Annotated in this window: 7 protein-coding genes, 4 tRNA genes, 1 rRNA gene and 1 other annotated feature; all 12 genes read right to left on the bottom strand. The window is 28.8% G+C overall.

The genetic code is table 11. From position 1 onward, the window contains the following. Positions 1-125: 125 nt before the first annotated feature. The 12 genes from BUB83_RS20480 to rrf all read right to left on the bottom strand — a co-directional run bounded on the left by BUB83_RS20480 (position 126) and on the right by rrf (position 8,975). Positions 126-216 (bottom strand) — tRNA-Ser (locus BUB83_RS20480). Positions 217-231: 15 nt separating this feature from the next. Beyond that, positions 232-322: transfer RNA gene (locus tag BUB83_RS20475), tRNA-Ser, on the bottom strand. A 150-nt stretch (positions 323-472) separates the two neighbouring features. Continuing rightward, complete coding sequence (gene serS / locus BUB83_RS20470) at positions 473-1,750, bottom strand: serine--tRNA ligase (RefSeq protein WP_073340951.1); 1,278 nt, start codon at positions 1,748-1,750, stop codon at positions 473-475. Between the two features lie 55 nt (positions 1,751-1,805). Further along, positions 1,806-2,010 (bottom strand) — a binding site (T-box leader). A gap of 118 nt (positions 2,011-2,128) precedes the next feature. Next, positions 2,129-2,359: a DUF1667 domain-containing protein gene (locus BUB83_RS20465; protein ID WP_073340950.1), complete on the bottom strand. Its 231-nt coding sequence runs from the start codon at positions 2,357-2,359 to the stop codon at positions 2,129-2,131. A 12-nt stretch (positions 2,360-2,371) separates the two neighbouring features. Next, entirely contained in the window at positions 2,372-3,640 is a 1,269-nt protein-coding gene (locus tag BUB83_RS20460; RefSeq protein ID WP_073340949.1) for an FAD-dependent oxidoreductase, read from the bottom strand. Positions 3,641-3,653: 13 nt separating this feature from the next. Further along, positions 3,654-6,383 carry a UPF0182 family protein gene (locus BUB83_RS20455; RefSeq protein ID WP_073340948.1) on the bottom strand — a complete coding sequence of 910 codons (2,730 nt, stop codon included), beginning with the start codon at positions 6,381-6,383 and terminating at the stop codon, positions 3,654-3,656. 5 nt (positions 6,384-6,388) lie between these two features. Beyond that, positions 6,389-7,561 carry a DUF362 domain-containing protein gene (locus BUB83_RS20450; protein ID WP_073340947.1) on the bottom strand — a complete coding sequence of 391 codons (1,173 nt, stop codon included), beginning with the start codon at positions 7,559-7,561 and terminating at the stop codon, positions 6,389-6,391. Positions 7,562-7,582: 21 nt separating this feature from the next. Beyond that, positions 7,583-8,095, bottom strand: a complete 513-nt coding sequence (locus BUB83_RS20445) for a transcription repressor NadR (RefSeq protein ID WP_073340946.1) — start codon at positions 8,093-8,095, stop codon at positions 7,583-7,585. Between the two features lie 21 nt (positions 8,096-8,116). Then, positions 8,117-8,614: an HD domain-containing protein gene (locus tag BUB83_RS20440; protein ID WP_073340945.1), complete on the bottom strand. Its 498-nt coding sequence runs from the start codon at positions 8,612-8,614 to the stop codon at positions 8,117-8,119. Between the two features lie 75 nt (positions 8,615-8,689). Next, a tRNA-Ala gene (locus BUB83_RS20435) sits at positions 8,690-8,765 on the bottom strand. A gap of 5 nt (positions 8,766-8,770) precedes the next feature. Continuing rightward, positions 8,771-8,847, bottom strand: a tRNA-Ile gene (locus tag BUB83_RS20430). 11 nt (positions 8,848-8,858) lie between these two features. Further along, positions 8,859-8,975, bottom strand: a 5S ribosomal RNA gene (rrf, locus tag BUB83_RS20425). Positions 8,976-8,978: the final 3 nt, after the last annotated feature.

Here is an 8,978-nt window from a genome sequence, read left to right as displayed (position 1 = left end):
TATCTTCCAAGTGTCAATATGTTTTATTAATTAATATGCTCAAAATATAAAATATAATTTATTTCATTGATATCCAATACCTTGAAAATATTGAAACACAATAAAAAAACATATATTAAGTATTTTGGCGGAGAAAGAGGGATTTGAACCCTCGCACCGGTTTCCCGGTCTACACCCTTAGCAGGGGCGCCTCTTCAGCCACTTGAGTACTTCTCCGTGCCTTACAAAATATGGCGGAGAGATAGGGATTCGAACCCTAGGAACGCTCTCACGCTCGCCGGTTTTCAAGACCGGTGCCTTAAACCAACTCGACCATCTCTCCACATCAAGACGAGGATTAGTATATCAAACTTTTACCATAATGTCAATATGTAAATGTTTTTTTGTTTTAGCCTAAATATGTCTAAACAAAAATTTTCAAAAAATGTAGGCATGGAAAACCACACCTACAAGCTTTTGAGTTATAATTTTTCTATTTAATAATGGTATTTCCCATATAAGGAACTAAAGATTCTGGAATAGTAACAGATCCATCTTCATTTTGAAAATTTTCTAATATAGCCGCTACTGCTCTGCCTATTGCTACTCCTGAACCATTTAACGTATGCACAAACTGTGGTTTTCCCTTAGCATCTTCTTTATATCTAATATTAGATCTTCTAGCTTGGAAATCTTCGAAATTACTACAACTTGAAATTTCAACATATTTTCCATAGCTAGGCATCCAAACCTCTATATCATATTTTAATGCTGCTGTAAAACCTAAATCACCTTTACATATTCTAACTACTCTATATGGTAATCCTAATCCTTGAAGTACTTTTTCAGCATCTAATGTTAATTTTTCTAACTCTTCATATGATTGTTCTGGTTTCGCAAACTTAACTAATTCTACTTTGTTAAATTGATGTTGTCTAATAAGTCCTCTAGTATCTCTACCTGAAGAACCTGCCTCTGCTCTAAAACAAGCGCTATATGCAACATGTTTTATTGGAAGTTCATCCCCATTTAATATTTCATTTCTATACATATTAGTTACAGGAACTTCTGCTGTTGGTATCAAGAAAAATCCATTGTTATCTAATCTAAATGCATCTTCCTCAAATTTAGGTAATTGTCCTGTTCCTGTCATACTATCTCTATTAACCATAAATGGAGGGAAAATTTCTGTGTATCCATTGTCCTCTGTATGCGTATTTAAAAAATAATTTATAACAGCTCTTTCAAGTCTTGCACCTAAACCTTTCAATATAGTAAATCTAGATCCAGATACTTTTCCTGCTCTTTCAAAATCAAGTATATCTAAATCAACGCCTACATCCCAATGAGCTTTTGCTTCAAAATTAAAAGTTCTAGGTTCTCCCCATTTTCTTATTTCAACATTATCTTCATCAGTTTTCCCATCTGGAACATTTGGATTTGGTATATTAGGGATTCTTAACATAATATAATTTATCTTTTCATCTATTTCATTTACTTTAGTATCTTGATCTTTTATTTCATCAGAAATTCTTTTCATATCAGCCATTATTTCTGTTGCATCTTTACCTTCTCTTTTGAATATTCCTATTTTACTTGATTCTGTATTTCTTTTATTTTTTAAATTTTCAACTTCAACAAGTATTTCCCTTCTTGTTTTATCAAGTTGTATAACCTCATCAATAATACTAGAATCGAAATCTTCTCCTCTACCCTTCATAGCTGCTTTTATTTCTTCTGGATTACTTCTAATTTTCTTTAAATCTAACATATCTAATCCTCCTAATTTAATTTTTTTGTTCAAAAAAAAGTCTATCCGTCTCCCATTTAGGGACGAATAGACTCCGCGTTGCCACCCTAGTTAGCCACTAAGATATTATCTTAATAACTCACTTATAAAAATAACGGTTACCCGTATTGCTCATCACAATCCCTCAGAGGTGGATTCATAAAATAAGAAGTATCGATTTTCACCAACCATCGACTCTCTACAACTTCAAACTTAACTACTTTTCTCGTCATCAGATTTATCAATATTTATAATAATTTGCTATTATTATAATTTTTAAATTAGTAAATGTCAATAATATATTGATATTTACAGTAAAACAATAAATATTTACTTACTTTGAACCAAAAATTTAACTACTTAATCAATTATTGTTTTACAACTAAGTATATCAGCTCCAGTGTTTAATATATTACTACAAATAACTTCACCTACATTAACAGGTATATTTCCATGTATTCTTCCTAATGCTTTAGAACACTCTATAAATAAATCTACATCAATAGGTTTACTTGTTTTTACTGGTAACATTCTTCCTTTTCTATCCTTAAGCCTTATAATTGTTGTAAATACCTCTTTATTATTTTCCATATTATACCTCCACTAAATACTATCAAATTCCTTAATCCTATTAAGTATAATATTTGAACCCTTTTTGTTCTTTACTATAGTTGTCATCTTTTTATCTGTTTCTCTTGCTAAAATATTAGCTATCTTTGTATAGCAATTAGATCCTTTACATTCTCCATTACCTGCTCCAGTACGTCTCATTATAGCCTCTACTGTTCTTGCTCCTAATGGGCGCCTTATGGAATCTACAATCTCAGCTTCTGTAACTAAATTGCATGGACAAATAATTTTTCCAAAATTCTTATCCATAGCTATTAATTCATTTCTTTTTTCATTAGATAAAAATCTAAATATAAAGTTTTCTCTTCTTCTATCATTAAAATATGCAGTCTTCGTACAAGATAAATCTTCTACTATCAAAGAAGATATTTTTTTTGCGATTGCTGGTGCTTTAGTCGCCTCCGTAGAATTTTTACCCACAATTTTAATGTAGTTTTCATCTATGTTATTATATATTTTCATTACCTCATCATAATAATTATATTCTAACATATTTTTCACATCTGTTTTCTTAAAATTTATTCCCCAACTATTTAATTTATCTAATAGTTTATCATATGAAATATTTTCATTTGTTTTTATACCTATTATCAATTCCCCTTCCGTAGAAGGAATTAAATACAAAATATCTTCATCTAAAAACCTTATAACTACTTTATCAAGATAGGCCTTATATTCTTTCTCCATTATAAGGTATTTTATGAATCCCTTACTCACCTTTTGCTTCATAGTTTCTTTTTCATAGTTATAATAAGCAGATGTAGTATTTATTATCTTTCTACATGTGAATTTACCTTTATTAGTAGTGACTCTAAATCCATCATTTATTTTGTCAATATTAATAGGTTCCTCCTCAAGCCTAAAACTAACTCTATTATCATAAGCTATTTCTCCATAAGCTAAAGCTAAGTCATAAGGAGACAAAACTAATACTTTATTATTCAAACTATCAATTGCAGAATTATCTACATTTAATATATCAAGAATATTTTCTTTATATACAATATTGAATTTATCTACAATGTCTTTGATTAAATCATTACCCATACTTTGTAAATCCAGCATTTCATCATTTTTATCAAATATATCCTTATAAACTAAAGCTGAATCAACAAAAGCTATATCATTAGCTATATCATGTTCCTTTTCAATTAATGCAATATTTAGATTATATTTAGACAATTCATAAGCTGTAGCGCAACCAATAACTCCTCCACCTAAAATCAGTATATCGTAATCCATAATTCCTCCTATTTTACTCTGATAACTCTTTTAAAAGCACTCCTAATTGTTCTATATATTCTCCATATTTAGCCCAATCACCATTTTTTTGAGCTTCTATGGCTTTATCATATAAATCATTTGCTTCATTAACTGTCTTAATTACTTCTTCTGAAATTTCACTATCTTCAATTGATGGTTGATTTTCCACTTCTTCAATTATTTTATTATAGTCAAATAATTTACTTAAAGCTGCTTGAATATTATCTTCCATTATAATTTTTCCATCATAATATAAAATAATTTTTTTCATTTGAGGTATGCTTTTTTCTTCTTGAGATCTTAAATATAATGGTTGAACATATAATAATGAATTTTCTATAGGTATTATCATAGTATCCCCATACTGCACCTCTGAACCTTCTTTATTCCATAAAGACAATTCTTTTGATATTTCTGGTTGCTGATTTATTGATGACTTAAATAGACTCGGACTTATTACTTCTTGATTTGCTGTAGGGAATACATACAATACTAGTTTACCATAATTATCTCCATCCATCCTTGCTCCCATTAATGATATCATATTTTCTTTTGTATGCTGATTAAAGTAGTTAATAACAACCATCTCTTCCTTTTCTTCACCTGGAAGTTTCATTGTGACATAAGCTGCATTATTTATAGTATCTTCACCTTCAACAGCAGTTTTATTCTTTGCTATATCCCAAATATCTTCTCCTCTATAAAAAATAGCAGTATCGCTAACATGATATCTTTCCATAACTTTACACTGTTGACTAAATAAATCCTCAGGATATTTTAAATGTTCTTTAAATCCTTCTGGCAAATCATCAATATCTTTAAATAAATCTGAAAATATAGATTTATAGCATAAAGCAATAGGGTCTTTTTCATCAATTATATAAAAATCTGTAGTTCCATCTACTGCATCTATTATTACTTTTATTGAATTTCTCATATAATTTATACCCTCTATTGGTTCTGAAAAAGGGTATCTGTTTGATATAGTATAAGCATCAATTATCCAATATAGTTTATTATTATTAACAACTAAGTATGGATCACTATCATATGATAAAAAAGGTGCAATCTTGTTAACTCTATCTATAATATTCCTATTAATAAGTACCTTACTATCACTTTTTATAGCGCTTGATAGCAAGAAATTCATATCGCCATTTTTAATTGCAAACATTAATCTATTAATGAATGTCATATTTATACCGGCCTTGCCATCATAAAAATATTTTTCTTCTGTTCCTTCTCTATTTGGATAATCTAATTCTCCTAATTTATTATTAACAATGGCGTACTCACTAACTGTTTCTCCAAAATATATTCTAGGATTATCTAGACTTATATCTGTAATGTTTTGAAGAGGCATATCCTTCATCACAAAATCTGGTTTTCCATCTGAAGTAACAGAATTTACTTTGCTCATAACAACTCCATAACCGTGAGTATATGTAAGATATTTATTCTGCCACGTATCAGATTTATCTTGTAATTTAGAAAGATCTATTTCTCTAGGAGATATAAATACTTGATTATATGTTCCATTAATGTTGTATCTATCTATATCCACATCATTAAAACTATAATAATTTTTTATACTTTGAACACTATTATAAAATTCTAGAGATTGATCAACTGCATTAATTCTAATATTCTCAATTGTCGCTAGATTACTATTAATAGTCTCCGCATTAAGGTTGTTTTCTAATGAATAATTTTTAACTTCAATATCATCAATATTAAAAGCTTGTTTAGTTGCTTTTATATTATAATCTATATATTGACTCTCCAAAGTATTTTCATTCGGTTTTACAATAACTCCTTGAACCACACTTGAAACTATTCCTTCTACAATTGTTAATACAAATATTGCTGCTAAAGTTATTATTATAGGTTTAACTTTGGTCTTGATTATGCTAATGAATACTATAAATGAGCCTATTATTGAAGCAATTGAAATCCCATAATAAAATCGTAAGCTTATTTTGGTATCTGTATAGCTTGCACCGAAAACAACTCCGCGGGATGAATATACAAGATTCCAGGCTCTTATCATAAAACCTAAACTTATTAGCAATAAAAATAATGCTGCTACAACTGCAAATTGTTTTCCTGCAAACCTTACTATATCAGTCTTTATCCATTTTAAGTCAGTATTTTCATCTCTTCTAAATATAGATTTGTTTTCTTTTGCATTTATAAATATATATATAGCAAATGTTACAATTACTAAAAAGAATAAAAGTGACATAAATGTGCTATACAATGATTCTATCAACGGTAACTTGAATATGAAAAAAGAAATATCCATACTGAAAATAGGGTCTTTTACATTAAAATTTTTGGAGTTAGTAAATTGTAGAATACTATACCAATATTTCAAAGAAAAACTCAATGATATAAATAATGAAATTAATAAATCTGCTATTATAACAATTCTTTTTTCAATTTTATCTCTACTTAAATCTATCTTAATAACTTTTTTATATTTAACAATGCTTTTTCTAATTCCTTTATAATACAACCAAATAGATATACTACATATTATAAATATAGGTATAATTAATTTTAAAGTTGCTGTCAATTGAGTAAAGTAGACTGATAAATATCCTACCTCCTTAAACCATTTAATATTTATTACAAAATCAATTATGCTTTTAATAAATATAAAAGCAACTACTATTAACATAATTACAATCCCTAATACAGGTCTTTTTTTATTTTTCAATTAAATCACCTTTTATCCATTCCTAGTATTCTACTTAACGTAGTGTATTTTATATCTATAGCTCCCGCAGGACATAATTCTTGGCAACAAAAACATCTAATACATCTATTCATATCCCATTGTGGTATTTCTTTGTTCTTAACCTTTACCATACTTATTACTTTTCGATTCTCTGGACATACCTCCCTACATCTTCCACAACTAATACATTTACCTTCAATAAGATGAGGATTTGGAGCTATCATCCCTCTCAAAAATCTTGTAACAACTGGATTTATAAAATAAAAATTTCCTGCCTCTCTACAAAGCTTAAAATTATTTGATCTCATGTTACTTATAGTTTCACCCACTACCTCTATATGTTCTGGTAATACAAATCCCCAATTGCTATCAAAGGCTTCTTTTAATACTGGTGTATCTAACGGATTATCATATCCTATAATCCTAACAGCTGTTGAATCTACAGCTGTTATACTTTCGCCCATTATAATAGTATTCATATTATTAGGAGTACCACTTTTAGGCCCATTACCTTCCATTGCTACTATTCCATCCATTATGGCAAAATTAGTTTTAACCACAGAATTAAGATCTAAAAGCATCTTACAAAAATTATTTGCATCAGGCATTCTTGTATGCCATGTTGCTTTCTGCGTTCCTGGCACACATCCAAATTGATTTTTAACTGCACCTGTAAAGTAAGCCATTCCATGAGTCTTCATTTTTGGCAATGTTATTAAAACATCTGCTTCATAAGCGATTTTAGCCACATTCCATGATTTACATAATAATGACTCATTCAAATAAACATTTACACTTTCCTTAAAAGGATCAAATTTTACATCATATTTTCTAGCCACTTCCATTAACCCACATTTCTCAGCTGCTTTACATGAATCGCCAAATCCAGGGGAATCTCCAAAAAAAATATTACTTGAATAATCCTTTATAACTCTTATTACAGCTTCAAAAAAAACATAGTTTGTAACCACAATAGAGTCTTTTGATTCAACATCTAATAAATTTGGTTTAAGCAAAACTTTACTATTCCTTGGTATTAGCTTTTTTAGATATTTATCGCCTCCAAGCAAATCAAAGCCTTCTCTTATCTTAGCCTCAATTTTTTCAACATCATATTCCTCGCACTTAAGTAGGGCTACTCTTTCTTTAGCTATCATTTAGATTCTCCTTATAGCAGATTATTTTATTAGAAAACCGGCTTTATCCAACTCATCAACTATCTTCACTAAACTTTCTTCTTTTTCTGCTGCTATAGTATGTAAGTGAATCCCTTTTGTTAAAGTTAATAATGGTTTTGCTTTTTCATTTTGTAATTTATTCACAAAATTTTCAATGTCAAAATAACTTTTAATCATCAAATTTGCTTTTATCTCTCCATAAACTGAATGTTCAACTATTACATCTTTAATTATACCACCAAATTTAACAATTATTTTTAATTCATTCTCTATATCATTACTTCCATGTGATATGGCAATTATTTTTTCTATTGTATTATTTTTATCTGTGCTTATCATGTATCCTTCTGGCGTTGCAATAATACTTTTTCCTTCTGCTCTTAAAATAGCTATATCTTTTACTATTACTTGCCTTGTAACTTCGAAATTTGAAGCCAATTCATGTCCTTTTATAGGATTTTTTGATTCAACTAATATTTTTTCAATTTCAAATCTTCTTTCTCTTGAATTCATTTTTCCTCCAAAATTAATATATTAATTTTTATTATCACATTCCCTTAAAATTTCTAATTCTAACATATCTTTTATTATATCATTATTGTGATGATTTTTTATAGTATTAATAAATGATTCTTCATAATTGTATTGTTTTAATAAATCATAGCCTATAATAGGATGGTTATAATATATATTTATACATTTTACTTTCGTATATTTTTTTATTTTTCCTTTTGTTAATTTATTCAATATTACAATTAAAGATTTTTCTATTATGTTCATTTTATATTGTATTTTACCTATATCATGAAGTAATGCAATTTTTATCATCTTATTTTTATCTAAATTATTGTTTCTACCTTCACAAACCTTTTTAATATCCTTTGCTGTATTTAAAGAGTGTTTTTGGTCCATAATAGATAACTTAAAAAATAATTCTAATTCTTTATTATTTAAATATTTGTTGATAAATATTTCATCTTCATAATTTATTTCTGATTTCAATGCCCATATAAATTGTTTTATTCTATACATAAATTAATCACCTTTTTTAAGTTATTATATATTTTTATATGAAAAAAGAACAGTCTATAAGACTGTTCTTTTACGTGGTGGAGATAAAGAGACTCGAACTCTTGACCCCCTGCGTGCAAGGCAGGTGCTCTCCCAACTGAGCTATACCCCCACAAATGGTGGACCTTCAGGGACTCGAACCCCGGACCTACCGGTTATGAGCCGGTTGCTCTAACCAGCTGAGCTAAAGATCCCTAATAAAAAGACCTGGCAACGACTTACTCTCCCACACAGTCACCCATGCAGTACCATCAGCGTGTTGAAGCTTAACCATCGTGTTCGGAATGGGAACGGGTGTTGCCTTCAAGCTATAATCACCAGATTA

This window comes from Clostridium grantii DSM 8605 (genome assembly GCF_900129965.1).
Lineage (GTDB): Bacteria > Bacillota > Clostridia > Clostridiales > Clostridiaceae > Clostridium_AF > Clostridium_AF grantii.
This window is presented reverse-complemented; position numbering and strand designations above follow the sequence as displayed.